20 protein-coding genes are annotated in these 24,421 nt (G+C 41.6%); 9 read left to right on the top strand and 11 right to left on the bottom strand.

The genetic code is table 11. The features are described 5' to 3' along the window. The first annotated feature begins 47 nt into the window (after nt 1-47). From DZ860_RS09870 to DZ860_RS09860, 3 genes are all read left to right on the top strand, one after another. Nucleotides 48-1,997 carry a BRCT domain-containing protein gene (locus DZ860_RS09870; RefSeq protein WP_120030768.1) on the top strand — a complete coding sequence of 650 codons (1,950 nt, stop codon included), beginning with the start codon at nt 48-50 and terminating at the stop codon, nt 1,995-1,997. Between the two features lie 544 nt (nt 1,998-2,541). Next, nucleotides 2,542-3,702, top strand: coding sequence for a porin (locus tag DZ860_RS09865; protein WP_120030767.1), 1,161 nt, complete (start codon nt 2,542-2,544; stop codon nt 3,700-3,702). A 227-nt stretch (nt 3,703-3,929) separates the two neighbouring features. After that, nucleotides 3,930-4,820 carry a DUF2057 domain-containing protein gene (locus DZ860_RS09860; protein ID WP_120030766.1) on the top strand — a complete coding sequence of 297 codons (891 nt, stop codon included), beginning with the start codon at nt 3,930-3,932 and terminating at the stop codon, nt 4,818-4,820. 67 nt (nt 4,821-4,887) lie between these two features. Here the strand turns inward: DZ860_RS09860 and DZ860_RS24410 are convergent, their stop codons facing one another. The 6 genes from DZ860_RS24410 to DZ860_RS09830 form a co-directional block, all read right to left on the bottom strand. After that, nucleotides 4,888-5,061: a hypothetical protein gene (locus DZ860_RS24410; protein ID WP_165862882.1), complete on the bottom strand. Its 174-nt coding sequence runs from the start codon at nt 5,059-5,061 to the stop codon at nt 4,888-4,890. A gap of 399 nt (nt 5,062-5,460) precedes the next feature. Beyond that, nucleotides 5,461-5,916 carry an NfeD family protein gene (locus tag DZ860_RS09855; protein WP_120030765.1) on the bottom strand — a complete coding sequence of 152 codons (456 nt, stop codon included), beginning with the start codon at nt 5,914-5,916 and terminating at the stop codon, nt 5,461-5,463. 1 nt (nt 5,917) lies between these two features. After that, complete coding sequence (locus DZ860_RS09850; protein ID WP_120030764.1) at nt 5,918-6,847, bottom strand: SPFH domain-containing protein; 930 nt, start codon at nt 6,845-6,847, stop codon at nt 5,918-5,920. A 277-nt stretch (nt 6,848-7,124) separates the two neighbouring features. Beyond that, nucleotides 7,125-7,979 carry a co-chaperone YbbN gene (locus tag DZ860_RS09845; RefSeq protein WP_120030763.1) on the bottom strand — a complete coding sequence of 285 codons (855 nt, stop codon included), beginning with the start codon at nt 7,977-7,979 and terminating at the stop codon, nt 7,125-7,127. A gap of 310 nt (nt 7,980-8,289) precedes the next feature. Beyond that, nucleotides 8,290-9,117: an SDR family oxidoreductase gene (locus DZ860_RS09835; RefSeq protein ID WP_120030762.1), complete on the bottom strand. Its 828-nt coding sequence runs from the start codon at nt 9,115-9,117 to the stop codon at nt 8,290-8,292. A gap of 79 nt (nt 9,118-9,196) precedes the next feature. Further along, nucleotides 9,197-10,111, bottom strand: coding sequence for a TIGR01777 family oxidoreductase (locus tag DZ860_RS09830; RefSeq protein ID WP_120030761.1), 915 nt, complete (start codon nt 10,109-10,111; stop codon nt 9,197-9,199). A gap of 312 nt (nt 10,112-10,423) precedes the next feature. Between DZ860_RS09830 and yfcE the strand changes: the two genes are divergently transcribed. After that, entirely contained in the window at nt 10,424-10,972 is a 549-nt protein-coding gene (yfcE, locus tag DZ860_RS09825; RefSeq protein ID WP_120030760.1) for a phosphodiesterase, read from the top strand. Between the two features lie 239 nt (nt 10,973-11,211). Here the strand turns inward: yfcE and DZ860_RS09820 are convergent, their stop codons facing one another. The 3 genes from DZ860_RS09820 to DZ860_RS09810 all read right to left on the bottom strand — a co-directional run bounded on the left by DZ860_RS09820 (nt 11,212) and on the right by DZ860_RS09810 (nt 13,470). Then, nucleotides 11,212-11,967 (bottom strand): sulfite exporter TauE/SafE family protein, encoded by a 756-nt coding sequence (locus DZ860_RS09820; RefSeq protein ID WP_120030759.1) that lies wholly within the window; start codon nt 11,965-11,967, stop codon nt 11,212-11,214. Nucleotides 11,968-12,045: 78 nt separating this feature from the next. Next, nucleotides 12,046-12,564 carry a regulatory protein ToxS gene (locus tag DZ860_RS09815; RefSeq protein WP_120030995.1) on the bottom strand — a complete coding sequence of 173 codons (519 nt, stop codon included), beginning with the start codon at nt 12,562-12,564 and terminating at the stop codon, nt 12,046-12,048. A 12-nt stretch (nt 12,565-12,576) separates the two neighbouring features. Further along, entirely contained in the window at nt 12,577-13,470 is an 894-nt protein-coding gene (locus tag DZ860_RS09810) for a transcriptional regulator (RefSeq protein WP_120030758.1), read from the bottom strand. A 262-nt stretch (nt 13,471-13,732) separates the two neighbouring features. On the opposite strand from DZ860_RS09810, the gene htpG reads away from it, so the two are divergent. The 3 genes from htpG (at nt 13,733) to hemH (ending at nt 17,794) form a co-directional block, all read left to right on the top strand. Next, the gene (htpG, locus tag DZ860_RS09805) at nt 13,733-15,637 is read left to right on the top strand and encodes a molecular chaperone HtpG (RefSeq protein WP_120030757.1); all 1,905 of its coding nucleotides are present in this window, start codon (nt 13,733-13,735) and stop codon (nt 15,635-15,637) included. Nucleotides 15,638-15,990: 353 nt separating this feature from the next. After that, a complete protein-coding gene (gene adk / locus DZ860_RS09800; protein ID WP_120030756.1) occupies nt 15,991-16,635 on the top strand; it encodes an adenylate kinase in 645 nt (214 codons plus the stop codon). Nucleotides 16,636-16,828: 193 nt separating this feature from the next. Beyond that, on the top strand, nt 16,829-17,794 hold the full coding sequence (hemH, locus tag DZ860_RS09795) for a ferrochelatase (protein ID WP_120030755.1): 966 nt from the start codon (nt 16,829-16,831) through the stop codon (nt 17,792-17,794). 138 nt (nt 17,795-17,932) lie between these two features. Here the strand turns inward: hemH and DZ860_RS09790 are convergent, their stop codons facing one another. Both DZ860_RS09790 and DZ860_RS09785 read right to left on the bottom strand, forming a co-directional pair. After that, the gene (locus DZ860_RS09790) at nt 17,933-18,376 is read right to left on the bottom strand and encodes a DUF411 domain-containing protein (RefSeq protein WP_120030754.1); all 444 of its coding nucleotides are present in this window, start codon (nt 18,374-18,376) and stop codon (nt 17,933-17,935) included. Nucleotides 18,377-18,509: 133 nt separating this feature from the next. Beyond that, complete coding sequence (locus DZ860_RS09785) at nt 18,510-21,239, bottom strand: heavy metal translocating P-type ATPase (protein WP_120030753.1); 2,730 nt, start codon at nt 21,237-21,239, stop codon at nt 18,510-18,512. Nucleotides 21,240-21,506: 267 nt separating this feature from the next. Between DZ860_RS09785 and gltX the strand changes: the two genes are divergently transcribed. Together gltX and DZ860_RS09775 are read left to right on the top strand one after the other, a co-directional pair. Next, complete coding sequence (gltX, locus tag DZ860_RS09780; protein WP_120030752.1) at nt 21,507-22,931, top strand: glutamate--tRNA ligase; 1,425 nt, start codon at nt 21,507-21,509, stop codon at nt 22,929-22,931. Between the two features lie 459 nt (nt 22,932-23,390). After that, nucleotides 23,391-24,353 carry an OmpA family protein gene (locus DZ860_RS09775; protein ID WP_120030751.1) on the top strand — a complete coding sequence of 321 codons (963 nt, stop codon included), beginning with the start codon at nt 23,391-23,393 and terminating at the stop codon, nt 24,351-24,353. Nucleotides 24,354-24,421: the final 68 nt, after the last annotated feature.

Genomic DNA, 24,421 nt, shown 5'->3' with positions numbered 1-24,421 from the left:
CTTGGGTCATACCTAGAACAGAACAAAGAACCAATTGGTATTAGATAATGACAGAATTTAAGTTTAACAATGATCAGCTTTCCATTATTCATGAATTGGAAGTCGATATTGATTTGAACAAGTTAGAAATTGCTTTTGGCAATAAAACTAATGACAACCTAAGTAATGATGAACAATTATCTTTATTGGTTATTGCCAATGCTTGTTATCGCTCCGGCTTTCCTGTAATCGATGATTCTACTTATGATGAATTCAGTAAACAATTCGCTAGTGAAAACCCGAATCATCCATTTGTGACTTCTGTTGAATCAGAGGTAATCAATGTTGGAAAAACCGTTACATTGCCGCAAAAAATGCTATCTACGGATAAGGCATATTCGAAGAAAGAGATCCAGAAGTGGCTTGATAGAATCATCAAAGCGGCAAAGGAATTAGATCTAGACACTAAAGAAATAGAAATTCGCGTTACCCCAAAACTCGATGGTTATGCGGCATTTGATGATGGTGAAAAACTCTATACTCGAGGTGATGGTGTAAGAGGTCAGGATGTAACTCGAGCTTTCGAACGTGGGCTAAAAGTAGCTCGAAATGGTGAAAGAGGGTTAGGTGCTGGAGAGATAGTTATTGATAAAGCTTATTTTGAAAGCAATTTAAGTCAGTACTTTGAGAACTCTCGAAACATTCAAGCTGCGATTATTGCAGAGAAAAACGTTGATGAGCGAGTTCAAAAAGCCATCCATGATGGCGCTTGTGTATTTTATCCATTTAGTTCAATTGATAATTGGACGGGTAGTTATCAGGAACTAATGGCTGAGTTTGAAACCATTATCGACAAAATATGGAATGCGGTTGGGTATGATGTCGACGGGGTAATACTGGAAGCGACGGACTCTCGTATCAAAGAGCACATGGGTGCAACGAGAAAATTCCATCGTTGGCAAATCGCTTTCAAAATTAATGAAGAAGCTGCTGAAGTTGAAGTCATTAGTGTGACACCACAAACGTCCAGAACAGGTCGAGTTACGCCTGTTGCAGAGTTGGTCCCAACAAGAATTAGTGGTGCAACGATAAGCCGTGTGACTGTGCATCATTATAATATGGTTAAAACCAATGGCGTAGGTCCTGGTGCGATACTTCAAATTGTGCGAAGTGGTTTAGTTATACCTAAAATTGAAAAAGTGATTAAAGCGGCAGAGCCACAAATTCCTGAATCGTGCCCAAGTTGTCAATCTCATTTGATTTGGGAATCGGATCATTTGGTCTGTCCAAATAAAAATGATTGTCCTGCTCAGACAGAGAATACGCTGGTTCACTTTTTCAAAACGCTTGGTAACAATGATGGTTTTGGTCCAAAAAATATTGAAAAATTAACTAATCTTGGTGTTAAACATATCCATCAAATGTATAACCTGAAAGCACATGAGTTTGCAGCTTATGGGTTTGGCGAAAAAACGTCTAAAAATCTATTTGATCAGTTACAAGCAAGCCGAGAAATTGGTATAGAAGATTGGCGATTCTTGTCAGCATTTGGAGTGAGTCGCTTAGGCGGTGGTAATTGTGAAAAGCTTCTTGAACATTACTCATTGGTCGAACTATTTGCCCTGACTGCAGAAGATATTGCTGATCTTGATGGCTTCGCGAAACTCAGTGCAGAAGCAATAGTTGAAGGGTTGGCGAATATTAAAGATGAGTTCTTCAAAGTTTACGAGCTTGGATTTAATCTAAATATTACGCCTAAAGCTTCGGAGAAAGATGACTCATCCTCACCAATTGCGGGAGCAATAGTCGTTTTCACCGGCACAATGCTTCAAGGAAAGCGTGGTGATATGGAAAAGCATGCGAAAGAGTTAGGCGCAAAAGTTGCTAAGTCAGTGACTGGCAAAACTAGTTATCTCGTTGCGGGAACTAAGGTTGGAGAAACGAAGATTAATAGCGCCAAAGAGAAAGGTGTCACCGTTCTATCTGAGCAAGAATATATTGATCTAATAAGTAAATAAAACGGTTTGGTTGAGTTAACGCCACCGATATTTTTTTAGATAGAGAGCAGTCATCATCGATGGCTGCTTTTTTTATACTTAAAATAAAGCTTCCTGAGCTGTACCCAATATTTTCTCTTTCCTGTCAGTGATCAAGCTCCGATCTTTATATAGAATGTTGTATTAATTAACATTTTGAGATGGAAATCAACAATAGAGTTTTGCTGATTTTCTAAGTTATTGTTTGTTATTGATTTTGTGAAAGTTCAATGTAAATTCAGGTATAAACTAGATCTCGATCACTTAGTTGGAAAAAGTATGCCGTAGCTCATATTTTTTTACACGGAAATTAAGTTCTCATTGATGTTTTCCTCCGCGAAGTTAGTCTTAGCATTATGGATAGACAAGGTGTATCCAGCAAAGCTAAATCGGAAGCATCAAATGCAGTATCACTAATCAGTGACTACCACGATGATGACGATTTAAAAGGAATTCTTTCTCCCTTCGGCGGCCAACTTTAGGGGGGAAACACAAAACAGCTATATCCAAATTTAGGAGTTTTTCCATGGACAAAATTTTCAAACGTACCTTAGTGGGTGCGGCGGTTGCATTCGCGTCAACAGGCGCTATGGCTAAGCAAGTTGGTGTTAATAGTGATTTCTTAGTCGAAGCTTACGGTGTTGCGGCTATTTCGATTGTTAACTACGATTCTGATGTCACTAACCTTAAAACAGGTGCGGTAGCCGATAAGAGCACGGGCTACGATTACGAAAATGAATCGCGCATTGGCTTCCGCGCAAGTAAAAACATGTTTGATAACCTCAACGTTCTTATGCAGATTGAATCTGGCTACGTAGGCGAGAACGGTGACGGTGCTACCCTAGGCAACCGCGACACTTTCCTTGGCCTTTCTGGTGATTGGGGTAAAGTTCGTTTCGGTCGTATGCTAACTCCTATGTACGAAATCATTGACTGGCCTTACGCGAACCCAGGTTTGGGCGCTGCATGGGACTGGGGCGGTGATGTAAAATACAACCGTGACCGCCACGGCGACATGGCTCGTTACGACTCTGTGGATTACAACGGTTTCCGTTTCGCTTTAGCAACGGGCCGTGGTGATAAAGACGTCGACAACAACTACTTCTACGGTGCATCAGCAACTTGGAGAGTGATGGATTCAATCACCTTACACGGTGCATTGGAAACGGAAACGGATCGTCAACTAAAGGCTAAAGTTGATTCTGCGTGGGGGATTTGTACTACGGCAGCTGGATGTGAAGATAAAAATGGAACCAATATTGCTGTAGGTAATAACTACCAATCAGCAGGCTCAGCTGCTGAAATGGCAGATACTTTTGGTTACCTAGTTGGCTTTGAAGCCTCTCTTCCTGCGGGCTTTGGTTTAGCTGCTGCATACAAAGCGGGTGAGTCTAAAGATATAGCAACGGGTGAAAAATCAGAGCAAGGGTCTTATTCTATCATCGGTCAATACTGGAATGGCCCATGGGGCTTCAAACTAGGCTACGCAGCGAATGAAGACTCTAAAGTGGGCGGCGAGAAACAAGATGATGCAGATAGCATTATTTCTGGTCAGCTAATGTATGTGCATGAAGGTTTTGTACCGTACGTACGTGTCGCACAACGTGATATTAAATCGAATGCAGCTGGTAAGCATGAGCAAAATGAAACGTTCGTTGTTCGTGTTGGTCTTGAGTACGGCTTCTAAGCCTGCTTATTTAAGTGAAAATGTTACTTAAACATCATCACGACCTAAGCACGATATTGCTTTGATAGAATGCAAACGCTGATCATCTTGGTCAGCGTTTTTTGCATCAAGGCAAAGCGATATTTTGTAGGCGTCATCAAATGAATGTTTCAATTAAGAATAGATAGCACCTGTAGTAAAGAGTCGTGAGTAGTATTATGGGGTTAAATTGTTTAAAGGTGGTTAACATGAAAAGAATTATATGCGCATCATTTCCTTTACTATTGGTTGGCTGTACGACGTTAGATGCTAATAGCGATTTCTCTGATGCAATTGATTCAATTGAAGAAAAACAAAACTATACTCTTGTTGTCGGTAAATCGTTGACACCCATTGCTAATCCGCAACGAGGCGGTCAATTAGTCAAATCATCACTAGAGCTGAACTACGTTGCGCCTCTTAAAGATATTGTTGCCCCAGATTCGTTTATCTCAATGGAAATGACCTACTTTAAAACTTATGACGAATATAAGTTTGCGACCGTTGATGGTGATAGCACTAAAATACCTTTAGTTAACTATGCTGCTCCATCTGAGACGTGCAGTGATATTTGTACTCAAACACAATATTTTAATATCCCACTATCTAATCAAGATGTTGAACAGGCAACACTAGAAGATCTTTCCTTTGATGTCGCGGTTTCTGACAATGATAAGATTAATTTCGTAATTCCAGCCGGTTATATTGAAGCGATTGTCGAAAGAGGCAATGCGTATTCTCAAGCATCAATATCCTCGTCACCAATGGTTGCGACATCTACTACAACACCCATGACAATAACCGCAGGCGCAGGTGCTGCCAGTGTAGCGGCTGTGCCAGTAGTGGTAGCAGCAACAGATACCACAGTTGTATCAGAAACAGTTGTGGAAGAGTCTAAGCCGCAAGAGATGACTCAATATTGGTTTGAACAACTTAATGACACTCAGAAAGAGTCCATGACGCAATGGGCCGTAGAAAATCGAAAAACAGCAAGCATTAATGCTGTTTCAGGATCTCAAGAAGAGCAAATGTTTGGTTACTGGTTTAACAAGGCCAATGAGCAAGAGCGTAAGAATATTATTATCCGCCTATTAGACTAAGCTCCGCTCTCCGCTAAAAAGAAAATATGCCGCATTGAGTTGTAATGAAATCAATGCGGCATTTATTTTATCTGATGACTTTCCCTTCACTGTGTTTGCAAATGAGGATCGGAATATATTTCACGCTACCATCTTGAAATTCGCAATTAACCAGTGGACCCGTTGCTGAACTACCTACCGAGTATGCGGATGCGCCAAAGGCAAAAAATAAGCTAACAAAAAATACGATTATCGATTTCATAACGTTTATCCTTCCTCTAAGTGAACTCACAATGGGTACCCGTCCGACCTGTATCTTCAAGTCGTGTGGGTAGAGATACTTTTAGTATGTACAAAGTATGGTAAAGATCCGAAAAAACAAAATTCCTATATAAAAAAAGTTCGACTTAATATTTGTGATAAAACAATAACCTACTGAATCGTGATGGGTGTTAATACTTTAAAGAGTGAGGGTTTTGAAAAAAATCAGCGCTATTTGCACTTTTTAATGAGAGTTGTTTTTCAAAGAGTATTTAGCTTATCGTTTTGAAATGTGGTTACTTTATGAGGGGGGACGATAATAATGGGCAAAAAAAGACACCACTAGAGAGAGTGGTGTCTTATTGATATGGTGATTTTTTTCAGTTTAATGGCTTTTTATTCAATCTGCTTTGGGTTCTATGGTGAGAGTGATGCCGTTTAACTCGGTTATCACCACCGCACTGCCAGCTTTAATCTCATGCTCAGAATAAGCAGACCATGTGGTGTCTCCCACTCGAATTCTTCCTCTCCCAGCAGGAATATCACTATCGAGAGTAATGACTTGACCGATAAGTTGCTTCTCTTTTTGATTTAAGTTTCTTGTATCGTCGAGAGTTTTGTCTTTTTTGAACTGTTTGCGCCACCACAACCATGTCGTGACCAGGGAAAATACCCCAAAAGAGACCCACTGTAATTGCCAGCTCATTGGGATAAAGGTGAGCACCCCGCCGACAAGGAGTGCCGAAATACCAAGCCATAGTAAGTAACCTGCTGCTCCCAGTAATTCTGCGGCTAGCAAGGCAAGACCCAAAGCAAGCCAGTGCCAGTAAGTTAGGCTATTCAATAGTTCGTTCACATCATTCCTTAGTTTTTTTTGCGGCAGAATGGCTAAACATTTCTGCAATACCAGCGACGGAACCCATTAGCCCCGTTGCTTCTAATGGTAGCATAATGATCTTGCCATTTTCGGCTTGCCCGATTGATTTAAGGGCTTCGGTATAACCTTGTGCAATAAAGTAGTTGACCGCTTGCATGTCACCTTTTGCGATAGCTTCTGAAACCATTTGGGTCGCTTTTGCTTCGGCCTCAGCCGCACGTTCACGAGCCTCTGCTTGTAAAATAGCGGCTTGCTTTTGTCCTTCGGCTTTGAGGATTTCCGATTGTTTATGCCCCTCTGCTTTGAGGATCTCAGCCTGGCGAACCCCCTCTGCCTCTAAGATATCCGCACGTTTATTACGTTCAGCTTTCATTTGCGCATTCATTGCTGCTGTCAAATCGGCGGGTGGCTGAACATCTTTAATTTCAATACGGGTAACTTTTACACCCCATGGGTTGGTTGCTTCATCGACAATGGCAAGGAGCTTAACGTTAATCATGTCACGCTGGCTGAGCATTTGATCGAGCTCTAAAGAACCTAGGACAGTACGAATATTGGTGAGGGTTAGGTTTCGGATAGCATGCTCTAAGTCATTGACTTCATAAGCAGCTTTTGAAGCATCGATAACCTGAACAAAACAAACTGCATCAATGGTGACGTTGGCATTATCTTTCGAAATAACTTCTTGAGCAGGGATATCAAGGACACGTTCCATCATGCTGATTTTCTGCCCAACAGAATCAACGAAAGGAATAATGATGTTAAGGCCTGGCGTGAGTGTGTGGGTATAACGGCCGAATCGTTCTATTGTCCAGTGACTTCCTTGCGGAACGGTTTTAACACCGGCAGCAATGACTGCGATCACGACAACGATGAAGACGCCAATGGTAATAAGTGAGTAATCTATCATCTCTATAATATCCATATCTGTAAATAACAGACGATATTGTTGCTTAATTGAGCGATAGAAACAAACGTATAAATGAGATGCAGGACGATTTATGTGCTTGTCATACTTAAAATTACAGCGGTGTGGGCTAGGTTAGTCCCCTCTAATTACATAGTCCACTTATGCGCTGAAAGTATTCTTATTTACTATCTAGCGAGGTATTCAATGTCTGAGGTGTCAGTCAATAGGATATAAATAAGACAAAAGCTGAGGGATTCCAGCTTTTGTCTTGAATTTTTTAGTAAAGGAGAGAGTACAGCTGTCGGCGATATTTTCCTGCAACATTATTTCCTTGCCCTAGAGCTGCAAGAATATCCATAAATGTTTTTTTGATTTCACCATCGAGCGCATTCATATTTGCACGTAAAATCGTCCACAACATTTCTAATGCTTCTTCATCACGCTGAACTTGATGGTAGCTAAGGGCTAACTCATTAGCAATTTTGTGATCGTCAGGGTTTTGCTGATAACTGGCTTCTAGCAATTGAATTTCAGGACTATTTGCAGATTGATTATGTAAATCTAATTTGGCAATTAAGCTTTTGTAATCATTATCTTGATATTCAAGAGGAATGTGGCTGAGCACTTGCTCGGCTTGAACAAAATCTTGGGTTTCAATCAAACAGTCCGCCAATGCTAATTTTGCATCACCTTTTTGCAGGCGTTCTTGAGAAAGCTGGTTAAGTAGGGGAAGTGCCTGTGCGTGCTCTCCTTGACGGATAAGCTCAACCGCTTGCATGAAATTTAATTCATCTTGGCTTGGTAAGTGTTTCACGAGCATTTGTTGAATCTCATGAATACCTTGAGGACCGCCGAGCCCATCGACAGCTTGCCCATTAATAAACAGAGCAATGGTCGGAATGCTTTGCACACCAAACTGAGAGGCAATGTTTTGTTCTTGCTCGCAGTTAAGTAAAGCAAGGGTAAAAGCGCCATTGTATTGTTGAGTTAAAGCTTGCAGGTCTGGGATGACTTGAGCGCTTTCTTGGCTCATTGGAGCCCAAAAATGAACTAATACAGGTGACTGCATTGAGCTTTCTAACACTTGACGGAAGTTTTGCTCATTCAGTTCAATAATAAAAGGTGAATGCATTTGACGTATCCTTGCGATGTCTGTCTATGCAACAAACATATGGGCAGAGAGCCGTTATATCAAGTCATTCTGGTGGCTATGGTGCGCACAAACAAAAAACACTGCTATAAAAGCAGTGTTTTTTGTTTTAATAACAAGCGTAGGCGTTTACGTCACAATAAACCATGTTAGCGTAACACCCACGCATAGCCAGTTGAGCTGGTTCAATGTCATGTCTATTACCGTATGAAACGCTTGTTTAAGGATGCTGTTTGGGGACATTATGTATCCTAGTCTTCTATTGTGACGGTAGCATGACAGAGCCACACTTTTATGCGGCTTTTTGCAATATTTTATCCAGAGTTCTAGTGGGTAATATTCGTTTTAAAATTGCGAATACTTTGGTTGGAGTCGTAACACGATAGCGGATTTTTGGTTTTTTTGCCGTCAATGCATCGAGTAACGGTGCAATGCAGGCATCCGGTGGTAGAGTAAACGCATTGTTGGAGGTGGTTTTTTCTAGCCGAGCTATTTGTTGTTGATATTGTTTGCTATGAACGCTCTGCTCTATGTTTATCCAGCGTCGAAAAGCACGAAGCGCATTTGCTCTGAACTGGGTTTCAATAGGGCCTGGCTCAATTAAGCTAATATGAATATTGCTACCGGCTAGTTCTAATCGCAGTGTGTCTGTCCATCCCTCTAATGCAAACTTTGACGCATTATAAGCGCCACGATATTTCATTGCTGCAAACCCTAACACCGAGCTGTTTTGTATTATCCGCCCCTCGTTTTGACGTCTCATTATCGGCAATATTTCGGTCACAAGTTGGTGCCAGCCAAAGAAATTAGTTTCAAATTGTTCACGCAATGCTTGAGTGGGTAAGTCTTCCAATGCACCGGGTTGACCGTAAGCGCCGTTATTAAATAAGGCATAGAGTTGACCATGAGTGATGGCGAATACTTCTTTTACTGCATTAGAAATACTGTTGCTATCAGCTAAGTCTAATTGAATGCAAGTTAACCCCTCTTGCTTAAGTCGTTCAACATCTTCTGCTTTTCTGCAGGTTGCGATGACTTGGTAACCTTGACTTTGTAATGCGTGTGCACAAGTGTAACCAATACCAGTTGAGCACCCTGTAATCAATACCGCCTTATTCATGACGTCCTTCCGTGAAATAAGTTGCCCTTAAGTAACGCTATCTAGGCGGTTTAAGGGGAGACAGATTCAGAGTAATGGATTATTCATGATGTTGTAATAAGTTTTTCAATGCGGGTTCTAAACGAGAGTAACTAAAGGTAAATCCAAGCTCGGTGAGTTTTTTGGGCTTGGCTCGTATGCTATCAAACAGCAACACAGAACTTTCACCCATCGCCAATTTTAACGCCCACTTAGGGGTGAACAATATATGGGGTCTGTGCAGTGTTTTGGCGAGCATTTTACTAAAGTGCATGTTAGTCACAGGATGAGGCGCGCAGAAGTTAAACACACCACTGGCATGTTTAGTATCGAGTAAATAAACGATGCCGCGAACCATATCGAGCATATGAATCCATGGCATGTATTGTTTACCTAACCCGATAGAACCCCCTAAGCCCAATTTATAAGGTAACAGCATTTTGCCTAGTGCACCTCCTTGCGGAGAAAGAACCAATCCGGTTCTCAGTAAGCAGACACGGGTTTGTTCTGAACGTGCTCTTAAGGCTATTTGTTCCCATTTTGCGCAGACTGTATAAGGAAAACCATCGTTGTGGACATGCAAAGATTCATCAAAAGAGTGGTGTTGTTGATCACCATAATAACCAACCGCTGAGCCACTGATAAAAACTTCGGGAGGTGTGGTGCTCGCGTGGATGAGGTCAACAATTTTTTCAGTCGTCTTCCAACGACTGTTACAAATGAGCTCTTTTTGCTTAGGACTCCAGCGTTTATCTGCAATCGGCTCTCCAGCCAAATTAATGACAGCATCAAAATCATTCAGATCGTCAAATTCATCTAAACTATTTATATAGGAGATATTGCCAAGGTCGGCATAGTGGAGGTTTTTTCGCGCTTGCTCTGGTGAGCGTGTTAATAAAACAATGTTGTAATTAGTTAAGTGTTTCAATAGCTCTCGACCGATAAATCCACTGCCGCCCGTTAACAATAGTTTCATGTTCACCTCCTGTTGTTAGTTAATTATATACCTAAGTCGCATAGAGATGCTCACAATCACAATTGATAGTGAGTGATTTATTAGTGTTCTAATGGGAGCATCTCACAAGTCTTATTGGCAGTTATATAGTACGAAGAGCTTGAAGCATTTGGTTCATTAAGTGTCAGGTTATAGATATTTTAAAATCCTGATGAGACGAGATGAGAGACAGCCATATTAGGTACCATAATATTGTGATTAATGGGATGGTTCAGATGACGAGTCGAGTTCATTTACGTAGAATGCCCTCAAGTATTTTGAGGAGATGATGTAGTGAAAGTCTTTTTTGCTTCAGATATACACGGTAGCTTGCCAGCAACTGAAAAAATGTTGAGTGCGTTTAATCAATCTGGCGCCGACACATTGGTTTTGCTCGGGGATATTTTAAATCACGGTCCTCGTAACCCTATTCCGGAAGGGTACAACCCACCAGCCGTCGCTGAATTATTAAATAGTTACGCCGACCGAATCGTCGCAGTACGTGGTAATTGTGATAGCGAAGTGGATCAGATGTTGTTGTCGTTCCCAATGATGATGGATTACGCATGGTTGTTGTTAGAATCTGGACAGCGTTTGTTTTTGACTCATGGGCATTTATATAATGCTTCAAAACGTCCAGCGTTGCGCATCGGCGACACGATTGTCCATGGACATTCACATATTCCAGTCGCTGAAAAGGATGGTGAGCAGTTTATTTTTAATCCGGGTTCAATCACTTTCCCGCGCGATAATTTTGCTGCCAGCTATGGGTTGCTGAGTAACGGTTTGCTGCAAGTGGTTAATTTTGACGGCGATGTATTACTGCAAACAAGTATCATGTAATCACTCGTAACTAATCACTCGTGATAAAAAACGCATAATAAATAGTAGTGTTGCGCCCGATATATTGAGGTGAACTTCACTGCTTAAATAGCACTATCCAAGCTGCCTTATTCAAAGAAGTACGCCCTGATTCGTCAGGGCGTACTTCTTTGATTGGATATGAAGACCTGACGAACCAAGCATCTAGTTACACTGACGGTAGGAATAGATACCGATGATAGCCTTGTTCATATTAACCTCTATACTAAGAGTTTGATGCCCACCGCAGCGGTGAGTAACTCAAAACAGAGTTTAATGAATTGATTACTTAATCGAGTCGTAAGGAATGCACCTAGTGCTCCACCGAGTAATGATGCGAGCAGTAAAGTACCAAGCCAGGGCCAATGAATAGGCGCTCCTGCCTGTATCATTGCTATACCACCAATCCCGTTCCAAAATAACCCCACGCATATCATAGTAAGCGCAACGGCTTGCTTGTAACTAAAACCAAACCAGCGAACGAGAAATAGTGTCACCAACAAGCCGGAGCCGGCGGTGAGTGATCCATTGATAATACCGATAAGCACGAAAATGATTCCGCCAATAGTCCAACCCGTTACGGTTCGATTTGCTTGTATCTCTTCTTGGCCTAGTTGTTTTTTAACTCGAGAATAGATTCCAATCGCTAGTATCATGCCACCCAGCGCTTTTTCAGCGATATTTTCAGGGATCATGAGTACAAGATTAGCGCCAATAATAACGCCTAGGCTACCCACTAAAATGAGGTATAGGGCTATGGTAGGAGGAATGCTTTTCTGTTTGATATGAGTAAAAGCAGCACCGAGCCCGAGAGCGACACTAGCGACTTTATGAGTAGCAAGAGCAGTAGAAAAGGGCAGGCCCAAAAATATCAACAGTGGGAATTGCAGTAAACCCGCACCGCCTCCGGAAAGTGAGGCTAGAGTATTAGCAATAAGAGAGCCGACAAAGAGGCCAAGAGAGTGTATCCAATCCATATAATACAGTCGCTTTCATAGTAAATCAGGTGATAAAAAAGGAGGCATCATGCCTCCTTCGTTTGCGTAACAAAAAGTTTAGTTAGAGAAAAGTACCGTAGAGCCGTGACTTAAGCTAGTCAGTAGCAAGGTTTTTTCATTCACAATATCAATACGTCGACTTTGTTGTGCATCCATTTTAAACAACTGGGTAATAAGCTTAAGCTGACTGCCTGTGAAGTCTTTGTTTTGTGATGATGAAATATCTTTAAACTCTGTTGGTGAAACTAATAAGTAGTTATCGCTGATTTCCCAACTTCCTGATTCAGATATATTTATTACGCTTTCATTGTTTGGGTGATTTGCTGAATAGAGTTTTACGATAGCGACACGAATATATGTGCCGTTCGGTAAGTATTTCACATTTGAAGAGACTTTCACCTGACGTAAAGGGCCGACGGCATCTTCACGAATGTGTTCACTAATAAGGGTGACCATGCGAGATTGCCACTCTTGTGATGTGAGGATTTGCTCAATTTTTAAATCACTTCCCCAATACAACCATGTACTAAAGATAGCGGAGAGAATAAGGATTCCAGCTGCAATTTTTTGATTCATCTTATTTCCCATCTATTGGCACACTTTACTGAAATCTTCTTGTTCAGCAAAGATGCGTAATGTGACGTTTTCGCCGGAATGTTTGAGGCTATGAATATAATTTAAAACAAGCTGATTGTTCTCACCACCAGTCGCAATGACTTCTATCGGAGTAAGTTCACCAGTATGTGTTTTATTATATCGAATGATGCATTGCTCTATCGAGGCATTCCAGCGAGAAAGATCAGGATGGTTAACGGTTGTTTTTACACTGACATTGTCATAGGTACCAATCTGACGAAACTCTGATTCAGCAGGGGTAGTCAGTAAAATAACAAAGAGAGGAAGTAAAACAGCCAGAGCAAGCATGATACGAATCGACCAAGACATTGGCTTTGATTCTTTTTGTGTAGAGGATGAGTTTGCAGCTTTGTTTTTTAATTCTGGCTCAGGTAACGCTTCTTCGACAGTGATAAGTTCAGGTGCTGATTCAATTTCAGGTAAGCGCTCTTGAGGGCTTTCAAGTTCAAGATCTGAGTCAATCGATAGAACAGAGGTTTCTTCTTCGCCACTTAGCAAAGGTGTTGTTCTCTCGACGGTACAAATCAGTTGGTAGCCGCGCTTAGGAACGGTTTTTACAAATTGAGGTGATTTCGTTGAGTCTTTTAGCAGCTTTCTTAAGGTAGAAATCGCTTGCGTTAGGCTTGAATCGTCGACTTCAAACCCTTGCTCTCGCCAGACAAAATCGTGCAGTTCATTGCGAGAAATGACTTCATTGGGTTTCTCAGCGAGTAGCAGTAAAATTCGGCTTTCGTTACTGCCTAAGCGGATGATTTCGCTAGCATATTCCACATCGATCAACGAATTAGTATTGGGATCAAAAGTGAATCTGCTTGCAAGGATATACTTGGTGCCGATGTTACTCATGGAATTGGCCATTATTATAAAAAATCCAGATTTTATTCGCGCGCTTATAAAAAAAGATTCATCAACCTGATGATTGAGTATTTATGTTATTGTTTTTTTGAGATGCAAGGATAGTCAAGTTAGAGGAAAAAAAACACTGTTTTTATCATTTTTGACCTTGAATTTACATTTTATACCCTCATGTTTTAAAACAAATCATCATTGTATTGGCCTTAATCGAATCGAGTAGAGGCTTGATAAGTATAGATGTTATGGAGCGAACATGAGCGAAACTGTGACACAGAACAAAGAAACACGTGGTTTTCAATCTGAAGTAAAACAACTACTTCACCTAATGATTCATTCTCTTTATTCAAATAAAGAGATTTTTTTACGTGAATTGATTTCCAATGCATCTGATGCTGCTGATAAGTTACGTTTTCAAGCGTTGTCTAATGCTGACTTGTATCAAGGTGATGCAGAGTTAGGCGTAAAATTGGCGTTTGATGAGGCTGCGAACACTTTAACTATTTGCGATAACGGCATCGGTATGAGCCGTGAAGATGTGATTGAACATCTTGGTACTATCGCAAAATCAGGCACCGCAGAGTTTTTCTCAAACCTTTCTGAAGAGCAAGGTAAAAACTCTCAACTGATTGGCCAATTTGGTGTTGGTTTCTACTCCGCGTTTATTGTAGCTGATGCTGTTACTGTTCGTACAAGAGCAGCAGGTCTAAGTGCAGACCAAGCGGTACAGTGGCATTCAGCAGGCGAGGGTGATTACACGATTGAAGATATTCATAAAGAAACTCGTGGTACTGACATTATTCTGCACATGCGTGAAGATGGTAAAGAGTTTTTAAATGAGTGGCGTCTGCGTGAAGTGATTGGTAAATACTCTGATCACATTGGCATCCCTGTTTCAATCCAAACTGCTGTTCGTGATGAAGAAGGCAAAGAAACAGGCGAGAAGAAGTGGGAGCAAATTAACAAAGCTCAAGCACTATGGACGCGCAATAAATCAGACATTACTGATGCGGAATATCAAGAATTCTATAAGCATGTTTCACATGACTTTGCTGATCCTCTACTTTGGAGCCACAATCGAGTAGAAGGTAAAAACGATTACACTAGCTTGCTTTATATCCCAGCTAAAGCGCCTTGGGATATGATGAACCGTGAACATAAATCAGGTTTGAAACTGTATGTTCAACGCGTATTCATTATGGATGACGCAGAGCAGTTTATGCCCTCGTACTTACGTTTCGTAAAAGGTTTGATTGATTCAAATGATCTACCACTGAACGTATCGCGCGAGATCCTACAAGACAATAAAGTGACTCAGTCTCTACGTGGTGCTTGTACTAAACGTGTTCTTTCTATGCTTGAACGCATGGCAAAAAATGACAATGAAAAATATCTGTCATTCTGGAAAGAATTCGGCATGGTCTTGAAAGAAGGCCCTGCGGAAGATATGGCAAATAAAGAGAAAGTCGCTTCACTGCTTCGTTTTGCATCGACAGAAGTTGATTCAGCTGAACAGACGATTGGTTTAAGCTCTTACGTAGAACGCATGAAAGAGGGGCAGGATAAGATCTATTATCTGACTGCTGATAGCTATGCTGCGGCGAAAAATAGCCCTCACTTAGAGCAGTTCAAAGCGAAAGGCATTGAAGTTGTATTGATGTTTGATCGCATTGACGAATGGTTAATGAATTACCTGACAGAATTCGATGGTAAGCAGTTCCAGTCAATCACTAAAGCTGGCTTAGATCTGAGTCAGTTTGAAGATGAAGCGGAAAAAGAGAAGCAAAAAGAAACCGAAGAAGAATTTAAATCGGTTGTTGAGCGTACTCAAGCATACCTAGGTGATCGAGTTAAAGAAGTTCGCGCTACTTTTAAATTGGCAACAACGCCAGCGGTTGTCGTGACAGATGATTTTGAAATGGGCACTCAAATGGCAAAACTGTTGGAAGCAGCAGGTCAGGCCGTTCCTGAAGTGAAGTACATTTTTGAAATTAACCCTAACCACGAGTTAGTTAAACGTATGGCTGATGAGGCTGACGAACAAGCCTTTGGCCGTTGGATTGAAGTGCTTTTAGGTCAAGCGATGCTTGCAGAGCGTGGTTCAATGGAAGACCCTACTCAATTCCTAGGGGCAGTAAATAGCCTTTTGACTAAGGTGTAACAAGCGATAATATCGAAAAGGCCCGCGATTTAGCGGGCTTTTTACCTGAACAGGTGAGTATTTGCACGTTTTTGCAGCAATAAGATGATTGTTAGTAGCTCAGCACAAGAGGAGTTACATTCTTTAGTCTTAATTCGGTCGTCGTGCATTTAAATTATGCTAGAATCGGGAACTTAAAACAGCTTATAAGGTGTGTTCATTACACTTCTTATGACGTTTCAATAGCAGTACAAACCATTAATTTTTGGCTTATACCGAAACTTACCGTCTCAAATACATGGATTAAACTGAGAGGTTTAGACCAATGGATTGTGAGCTTCGGTATAAATTTCTAAATTTAGAGAGGATATAACATGCGCATCATTCTTCTAGGTGCTCCTGGTGCTGGTAAAGGCACTCAAGCAAACTTCATCATGGAAAAATACGGTGTTCCGCAAATTTCTACTGGTGACATGCTACGTGCTGCAATTAAAGCAGGTACAGAGCTTGGTAAACAAGCGAAAGCGGTAATCGACGCTGGGCAGCTAGTTTCTGATGAAATCATTTTAGGTCTTATCAAAGAACGTATCGCTCAAGATGATTGTGAGAAAGGTTTCCTACTTGATGGTTTCCCTCGCACAATTCCTCAAGCTGATGGCTTGAAAGAAATGGGCGTTGATGTTGACTATGTTATTGAGTTCGATGTTGCTGACAATGTGATTGTTGAGCGTATGGCGGGTCGTCGTGCTCACCTAACTTCAGGTCGTACATACCATGTTGTTTACAATCCACCAAAAGTGGAAGGTAAAGATGACGTGACAGGTGAAGACCTAGTTGTTCGTGATGACGACAAAGAAGAAACTGTTCGCGCACGTCTAGGCGTTTACCATGAGCAAACCGCGCCACTAATTTCTTACTACGGTAAAGAAGCTGAAGCAGGTAACACTAAGTACCTTAAATTTGACGGTACTAAACAAGTATCTGATGTAAGTGCTGATATCGAAAAAGCATTGGCATAATTCGCTAACTGCATGATTTGATATTTGATATAGTGAAAGCGACCTTTGGGTCGCTTTTTTATTATTGATGGCTTATTAGTAAAGTCAGCACATAAAGTTTCAGCACATAAAGTCATTGTGTACTTGAGTTTATGTGATCTAAATAAGAGAACGAGCCGTAGTCAATCCATTCGATAATCATTGATAGGAAGTTATGCACAACGATAAAAAACAAGGTGTATTGCTGGTTAACCTCGGCACGCCTGATGAGCCAACGTCCCCCGCTATTAAACGCTTTTTAAGCCAATTCTTGCATGATCATCGTGTAGTAGATATGAGCCGTTGGTTATGGTGTCCTCTTCTGCATGGCGTTATTTTGCCAATTCGAGCACCTAAAGTCGCCAAACTGTATCAAACTGTCTGGATGGATGAGGGATCACCACTGATGGTCTACTCACAGCGCCAAGCCAGTAAACTGCAAGATGCCCTAAATGTGCCAGTCGAATTGAGTATGACTTATGGTAACCCTAGCTTGTTATCGGGTGTCGAAAAATTAATGGCTCAGGGCGTAGAAGATATTATTGTTCTGCCACTTTATCCTCAATATTCAGGTACAACGACAGCGGCAGTGTTTGATGGTTTAAGTAAAGCCTTCAAAGCACTCAACTCTATTCCGGGTATCCGCCTTATTCGTGATTATCATGATCATCCTCTCTATATTAAAGCGCTAGCTGGTTCCGTTCGTCGCTCATGGGAAAAGAATGGTCGTGGTGACTATCTACTCTGTTCTTATCACGGTATTCCTAAGCGTCTTGCTGATAATGGTGATATTTACCCTCAGCATTGTGAACAAACGACTCGGCTTTTACAGCAAGAATTAGGGCTGGATGATTCACAAATTGGTATGGCGTATCAGTCTAGATTTGGGCGAGAAGAATGGCTGAAGCCTTATACTGACAAAACGTTGGAAGCCTTGCCTAATAAGGGTGTCAAAAATATTGATATTATGGCGCCTGCATTTTCTGTTGATTGCCTAGAGACACTAGAAGAAATTTCCGAGCAATGCCAGGAGTTATTTGAAGAAAAAGGCGGGCAGAAGTTTACTTATATCCCTTGTCTTAATGATGACCCAGCACACATAGAAATGATGCAATCATTGGTTCGACGTGAGTTTTTGTAACATCATTTTGCACAGCATTAATCAAGAAAGCCCAGCAATGCTGGGCTTTCTTTTATGTAACTCAGTCAGAATAAATGGTTATGATTCACGATCTAATTACATCAAACCAAATAACAATGACGTCAAATAACAATGACGTTACTGGTTCCCCTCATAGCGACGGTATGTAAATGTTTGTCCGCGCTCATTGAAAGCATAAACGGCATAACTATCTTTTTGATCACCGTATTCCATGCCAGGCGATCCCATCGGCATACCTGGAACGGTTAACCCTTTTGCATTTTTTGGTGGGTTATCGAGAAAGGCTTTGATGTCATCAGCCGGTATATGTCCTTCAAATACATACCCATTGATAACAGCAGTATGGCAAGAGGCTAGTTGAGGAGTGACGCCAAGCTTTTGTTTAATTGGGTTCATATTTTCATGCAGTTCTTCTTTGACATTAAAGCCTGCATCAATCATGTGTTTGGTCCATTCCGTGCAACAACCACAATATGGTGATTTGTAGTTAAGTACATCTGTTGCATGAGCACTTGCTGATGCGCCCATAATAAGCATGAGTGATAGCGTTTTTAATTTCATAGTTATTCCTAGGGTCTGTTGACCTTTTAAGCTGATTTTTGCAGCGAATTGTTGGGTATTGATTCACAGCAGAGGCTAGGATGTGTAGCTAGCCTCAGTGTGAAATCAATGAACCCTATTGATGCGTTCATGTTCAACGCATCGTTGTTTTAAATAGTCGTAGCCTATTAGCATTACTGACAACCGTAATTGATGACAACGCCATGGCCGTTCCGGCAACCACAGGGCTAAGCAGGAAGCCAAACAGTGGATATAAAACACCAGCAGCAATAGGGATTCCCAGTGAGTTATAAATAAATGCGCCGAACAGGTTTTGCTTCATATTTTTAACCGTAGCACGTGACAGTTCTATCGCATTGACTACTGCTATCGGTGATGAATTCAATAGTGTCATCTGAGCGCTTTCAATGGCAACATCACTACCACTGCCCATGGCAATACCTATATCTGCGAGAGCAAGAGCTGGGGCATCGTTAACGCCGTCTCCGACCATCGCAACTTTGTAGCCTTGTGTTTTAAGTTGTTCGATGTGTCCCGCTTTTTCATCGGGTAACACTTGTGAAATAACACGTTCAATGCCCAGTTGCGTCGCAATTGCTTGCGCTACCGCATCATTGTCACCGGTTAACATTATCGGTGTTATACCTTGCTGCTTGAGCGCTTCAACGGCTTTAGCTGCATCATGCTTGATTGGATCTGCTATCGCGATAAGGCCGATCACTTGCTGTTGCTCGATAACGACAACCGGAGTCCATGCTTGCTTTGCGCACTCTTTTATTGAGCTGGCGAACGCTGAAAGTTCAAAGCTTGTGCTTTTTGCGTGTGCTAAAGAAATCACCGCAAATTCGCGTTCTTCAATAATACCTTGCACTCCCACACCGCGTCGATTTTCAAACTCTGTAACAGGCATTAGTGTGAGCTCTTGTTCTGTTGCTTTAGCTACAATCGCTTTCGCTAATGGGTGCTCAGATAAACGTTCTATACTGGCCGCTTTTTGCAACAATGATGCATCTTCATTATTGATAGAAAAAACTTTCTGTACCGATGGTTTTCCTTGGGTCAAGGTACCGGTTTTATCAAACACAACCGTGTCGATTTTACTTGCAGATTGTAGTACATCGGCATCTTTAATTAGGATACCTAGTTCTGCCGCTTTACCGATACCGACAGTCACTGACAATGGTGTTGCAAGGCCAAGAGCACATGGACATGCAATGATGAGTACGGTTGTTGCTACTACAAGCATGTAACTCACTTTTGGATCTGGACCAACCCAAAACCAAACCAGTGCAGAAAACAGTGCAATTAGCACAACTATAGGAACAAATACCGCTGAAATTTGATCCGCAAGTTTCGCTATAGCAGGTTTACTGCTTTGAGCTTGACGTACCATTTGAATGATTCGCGCTAACATGGTTTCACTGCCGACGCTGGTGGCACGAATAATAAGGCTGCCGTCTTGATTGAGTGTCCCAGCCGCGACGTGATCACCTACTTTTTTTGTCGCAGGCATGGGCTCGCCGGTTAGCATTGATTCATCTACGTAAGACTCACCTTGTGATATTTCACCATCAACTGGGATTTTTTCACCGGGCTTGATGCGTAACAGCATCCCTTTTTGGATTGCTGCAACGGCAATGCTTTCGTCACCACCCTCCGTTACCAAAGTCGCGTTGCTAGGTTGTAAGTTGATTAACGCTTGTAAGGATAGTGTCGTTTTTGCTTTCGCTTTGGCTTCTATGTAATGCCCTAGAGAAATTAAACCAATGATCATAGCACTTGCTTCAAAATAGACATGGCGTGAAGCTGCCGGGAACCAATTTGGAAAGAACACGATCAACATTGAAAATAGCCATGCAGCGCCAGTACCTAAAGCGACAAGTGTGTCCATCGTTGCGCGCTTATGCATTAACGCCTGCCAAGCATTAACGAAAAATGAACGACCAGCAGTTGCCAGTAAAACAAAACACAGCACACCAATACCACCCCAAACCCATTGGTCTAGTGGGTTTCGTATCATCATGTTGCCGCCTACGAGTCCCCAAATCATTAAAGGTACTCCGACAGAGAGTCCTATACAGGCATTACGAAAATGGAGCCGTTTACTGTGTTGCTGTTGAGCGAGTTGTTTTTCTTGCTGGCGCTGTGGATCATCGACCAATTCCACTTGATAGCCTGCAGATTTAACAGCAGCCATAACACTATCTTGGATATTTGCTATGTCATCATGGTGCCAGATAATCGCAGATTGTTCAGCGAGGTTAATTTGTGCTTTAGTTATGCTTGGTACAGATAAAAGCGCACTTTCGACGGAAGAGACACAGCTCGCACAAGTCATACCCAAGATTAAAAGGTGTGTCTGTTGAGTATCACTATCCTGATTTGGAATATTTTGGTGCGACGAAATCTCTGATGCTATTAACTCGTCGTCTGGCGTTATTGCTGGCTCTGATAGCGCTTCAATTGATGGATCTTCATTTGCGCGTAAAGCAGCGTGATATCCAGCCGTTTCGATAAGTTCAATGATGGCTTGTTCGCTTAATGAAGAGGTCACAGTGAGTTGAGTTGTTGTGGCCTCGAAAGTACTGATGTGAGAGTTTGCCTCAAGAACAGCACTGAGTTTGCTAACGCAGCGGCCGCAATTTAATCCAGACAGAGTAAAAGTTTGGCTTATTCCTGCCTGATAGCCTAATTTAGCAATCGAGTGAGCAAGTTCGGCAAATGAGCTTGTACTTTCTAAACTGACGTGAGTCGGCGATAGAGCTTGAATTGTAACGTGGTGATCTTGCGTTAAAATGTGCTCGACTTTTTTCGCGCAGCCCATGCAATTTAGTCCACTTAGTGGTATCTCAAAATGCGTCATACGTTTGCCCTCAAAATAAACTACCGTCAAGAATAAACCTTGACTCAAGGGTAAGGTCAATGGGGTTGTTAAGAATATTTCATCTTATTTAGCCCACGTTACAGCCCCATTCAGTTCCCTTGTCGTTAGTTAATCTTATTGGTTGAGCAATGATTCCTATCTTGAGGTAGGCAGAATCCCGATATAGATGCTAGAATAACGCGCAATTTTTAGCATTAAGAGTGTACTCTCTTAGTGTCGGTCATTTAGACAATCAAGGTATTTTACATGACGGTTAAAACTCGTTTTGCTCCTAGCCCAACAGGCTACCTTCACGTTGGTGGTGCACGTACAGCACTTTACTCTTGGCTATATGCAAAAAGCCAAGGCGGTGAATTCGTTCTACGTATCGAAGATACGGATCTTGAGCGTAACTCTCAAGAAGCAGTTGACGCGATCATGGAAGGAATGGAATGGCTAGGTTTGGAATGGAACGAAGGTCCTTATTTCCAAACACAACGTTTTGATCGTTACAACGAAATGGTTGATCGTCTGCTTGCTGAAGATAAAGCATACAAATGTTACGCGTCGAAAGAGTTGCTTGATGAAGTTCGCGCAGAACAAGAAGCAAACAAAGAGATGGCTCGTTACGATGCTAACCATCCAAAGATTAAAGCAGTTAACGAAGCGGCTAAAGATGGCGATCCATGCGTTATCCGTTTCCGTAACCCGACAGAAGGTAGCGTTGTATTTGATGACCAAATTCGTGGTCGTATCGAAATTAGCAACAGCCAAATGGATGATTTGATCATCCGTCGTACAGATGGTTCTCCAACTTACAACTTCTGTGTTGTGGTTGATGACTGGGATATGGAAATCACTCACGTAATCCGTGGTGAAGATCACATCAACAATACCCCTCGTCAAATCAACATCTACGAAGCTCTAGGTGCGCCAGTACCAACATTTGCTCACTGTGCAATGATTCTAGGTGATGATGGTGCAAAACTGTCTAAGCGTCATGGTGCAGTATCAGTGATGCAATACCGTGATATGGGTTACTTACCAACTGCACTAAACAACTACCTAGTTCGTTTAGGTTGGTCTCATGGTGACCAAGAAATTTTCTCTAGAGAAGAGATGATTGAATTCTTTACTCTAAACGCAATTTCAAAATCTGCGTCAGCATTTAATACTGATAAGCTACTTTGGTTGAACAACCATTACATCAAGACTTCAGAGCCAGAGTATGTTGCTAAACACCTACAATGGCATCTTGATCAACAAGGTATCAACAAAGACAACGGTCCTGCAATTACTGAAGTGATCACTTTAGTTGGTGAGCGTTGCAATACATTGGTTGAGCTTGCAGAGCAGATTCGTTACTTCTACGAAGATTTCGCTGAATTCGAAGCTGGTGCAGCGAAGAAACACCTACGTGGTGTAGCGAAAGAGCCTCTAGAAGCTGCTCTAGCGAAAGTAGAAGCGATTCAAGAGTGGACGACTGAAAACCTACACCAAATGATTGCAGACGTATGTGCTGAACTTGAGATTGGTATGGGCAAGATTGGTATGCCACTACGCGTAGCTGTAACTGGCGGTGGTCAATCGCCATCAGTTGATGCAGTAATGCAATTGATTGGTCAAGAGCGTTGTGTTGCTCGTATCAAGATGGCATTGGCATTTATTGCTGAGCGCGAAGCAAACGCTTAATAAAGCGTGATTGTTAGCACAAACCGCAGCTTATTAGCTGCGGTTTTTTTATATATATCCTATCTAAATTAGATTTTTCTCTATTCATGAACTAAATTTATTTTGTTTTATTTATGAGAATTATAGTAAATTCAATTTCATAAAGGCAGAGTGATATTAGACAGAAATATACCGTCAAGCGTTGTATTATTAAGGTTTGAGAGGTTTCAATATATTATTGTGCAAACTATTATTACGTTTCATGAAATCCCATCTTACTTCAATTGAAATTGAAAAATGTTATAGTCTTCGAGCTGGAAGCTCATCAGTAAAGCAGCGATAAAACAAAGAATTAAATGACAGTGATATATTAGTGTTCACATTCAAATTTATTATGAAAAATATGATGAAATTTCAGTGAGAACAAAAATATAAACTACACTTGCTCAAGAAAATATCAAGATTTCAGAGGGAATAAGAATGAAAAAACTAGCAGCGGTAATTTCCACATCTCTATTAATGGCATCGACCTCCGCAATGGCGGATGTGTACATCGGTGCTAAAGCAGGTAAATCATGGTTAGATGATTCTTGCAAAACCACAGTCGGTTCTCAATGTGACGATGATGCTTCAGCGATTGGTGCATTCGTGGGTTATCAATTTTGGGATTTCCTAGCATTGGAAGCGGGCTATGATTATCTTGGTAAGTTCACAGGTGATGGTCTTAACGATCAAAAAGTGGACGCTTATACGTTAGCTCCAAAACTGAACCTACACCTTACTGACGCGATCTCTATCTACGGTAAAGTTGGTGGTGCATACGTAAATTACGGCGACAAGGATGATGCATCATTCTTAGGAGCTGCTGGTCTTGAATTTGATTCAATGGAAAACGTAACAGTTCGCCTTGAATACCAAACATTGACAGACATTAACAACGATCTTGTGAGAGCAGAAGGTAATAGTGCGACTCTAGGTGTGACTTACAAGTTTGGTGCGAGTGAACCAGAACCAGTCGTGGTTGAAGAAGTCATGGTTGTTGAAGAAGTGGTTGTAGCACCTGTTGTGATGACTAAGACGTACGCAGCAACATTGGTTGACACGGAAAGCTTTAAAACAAACAGCTCTGAATTAAAACAAGGCAGTGTTGCAGGCCTTACTGACTTAGTTGCATTCCTGAATGATTACCCTCAAGCGAATGTTCAAATTGTTGGTTACACTGACTCGACGGGTCGTGCTGAATACAACCAACAACTATCAGAAAAACGCGCTAATTCAGTTGCTGATGCTCTTGTGAACGAGGGGATTGACCCATCTCGTATCTCGGTATCTGGCGAGGGTGAAAACAACCCAATTGCTTCTAATGAAACAGCGGAAGGCCGTGCGCAGAACCGTCGTGTTGAAGTATCTGTTCCAGAATTTGAATACCAAGTAGAACAGTAATAATTGTTTATACCTACTCGACTTGAGGTTTTAGATTATCTATATCTTCAAGTCGACAGGCTATAGAA

Origin of the sequence: Vibrio sinensis, from assembly GCF_003605645.1 — a bacterium.
In the GTDB taxonomy this organism is placed as follows: Bacteria; Pseudomonadota; Gammaproteobacteria; order Enterobacterales; family Vibrionaceae; genus Vibrio; species Vibrio sinensis.
Note: the sequence above shows the minus strand (reverse complement) of the source record. Positions and strands in the feature narration are given on the sequence as shown.